This is a genomic window from Kamptonema animale CS-326, from assembly GCF_028330895.1.
GTDB lineage: Bacteria > Cyanobacteriota > Cyanobacteriia > Cyanobacteriales > Microcoleaceae > Kamptonema > Kamptonema formosum.
This window is the reverse complement of the sequence record NZ_JAQMUA010000443.1, coordinates 1-1,955: the sequence shown is the minus strand read 5'-3', so window position 1 is coordinate 1,955 and position 1,955 is coordinate 1. Positions and strand designations below refer to the sequence as shown.

General features: G+C 45.2%; 1 protein-coding gene. It reads right to left on the bottom strand.

Features of this window, described 5'->3' with window-relative positions:
- Positions 1–1,208 (bottom strand): PAS domain-containing protein (locus PN499_RS25865; RefSeq protein WP_272035940.1); only part of this gene is annotated, 1,208 nt, incomplete at its 3' end.
- Between the last annotated feature and the right edge of the window lie 747 nt (positions 1,209–1,955).

The following is a 1,955-nucleotide window of genomic DNA, read 5'->3' as shown; positions in this document are numbered from 1 at the left end:
GGGGGGCATGATAGGGATGATAGGGAGGATAGGTTCGATTTAACTTCCTCATCTCCCCTATCTCCCCCATCTCCCCCATCTCCCCCATCTCCTCTCCCCAGTCCCCAGTCACCTGATTCAAAGTCTGCGATCGCAAAACTGTTGTCAAATACGGCCTGTTGCTGCTGTGCAATTAGACCGATTTTGCCGCAACCAAAGGCGATGCGACTATCGGGGCCATTTGGGGCGGGGCTGAATCCAGCAACAGCTTGGAGTTCTAAAACGTTTTCTTGAGCGTTGAAAGTCCAAATTATTGTTGAGGCTGCGTCGAGATGATGTATCGCTGCTGAGCAACAAGGGCCGAGGATTTCTTCTGGGTGGCGCGTAAGGGCGATACCTACATCAGCCGTCAATGCTGTTAAGCGCGATCGCTCTGCGGCGGCCTCTTCTAGAAGTTTGCGATCGGTGATATCTTCTACTAAGGATAGGATTGTAAAACTGTCGCCACTGCGAATAATCGAATTAAACCAGTGACACCAAATTTTTTGTCCGCTTTTGGTGTAATTTCGATTAATTGAAGTATTGCTATTACCAGCTAAAAGTTGAGCGATCAAAGCATTAACAACTTCCGCATCCTCTGGGTAAATTAAGGGAAAATCCATCGGTGGTTTACCCATCACTTCTTCGGCACTCCAGCCAAATATTTCCTCGGCTCGTTTTGACCACTGGATAATGCAAAATTGTTCGTCCCATCCAATCATTCCTAGAGGACTATTGGCGGTATTTAACCATAGTAAATCAGTGGATCTGCGTAGCTGTTCAGTTGTCTGCTGTTGCCAGCGGTAATGGGGAGTAATATCTCTGCCGACGCTAAAAACTCGTGCATTCCCGCTACCGTCTTCTACCAGCGTATAAGCTGTTTCGTAAACTTTTATGTTGCCATCGCTGGCGATCGCTTCGTGGATTGCGGTTCTTTTTTCACCTGTGAGTAATACTTGTTCCAGGCAGGGATCTATCTGTGAGATTATATATTTTAGCCCTGGATTAGTGGGGTATAAATTTATTAATTCTAGATTGTTTTTACCGATGATTTCAGCAGGCTCTAATCCCAGCCAAGTGCAAGCAGCAACAGGATTAATTAATACATACTTCCGCTCTTGAGTGTACTCTATGAAGGCATCAGCAGAAGTAGCTAAAAATGTTTCAAACCAGTTCATTGCTTCCTTCATAATTGGTAGTGTAAACTGTGAAAACTTAAGCGTTAAATAGCTATAGAAACCGCTTTCAGCGGTTAGGGGCTAGGGGCTAGGGGCTAGGGACTAGGGAAGAAGAGGAAGAAGGGAATAGACTTAAGGGTTTGAGGAAACAAGAATGTCCTAACCACCTTGGCGATCGCAACTTGAACATCCTGGGGACGATCGCAGCAAAAAAACAAAGAAAGAAATTTCCCCATCCCCTCGTAGGAGAGGGAGGTAGGGGGGAAAGGTCTTTTTCGCTCTTCATACAAATCGGGATGCTCCCTAAAAAAAATAGTCTATCTAACAAATATATTTTTGATGTATCTTAGCCTGCTGGCCTCCACCAAAATTTAATAACAGCTAAAAAATTAATAATTAATTTTTCTTATTTAAGGACTAACCTTACCATATTATAGCTAGCGCAGTAAACAAAACACGACTTACGCACTCAACCAAAGAAACCGGGTTTTTTGACGAAAATACTTGGTTGTTACCCACAGATTCTCTTAAAAACCCGGTTTCTGGAGTCATGGGCGTAAGTCCTACAAAACTTACCCATTACAGTTGATAACGCCAGCCTCACTTGCCCTAACATACTGCAAGTGAGGCTGGCGTTAGGAACTCTGTCCCGATCGTCTGGGCGATCGCGTCTCTACAAATTTCTCCAGCGCGATCGCGGGTAAAACTACATCATACCCATGCCGCCCATGCCGCCCATGCCGCCCATACCACCCATGC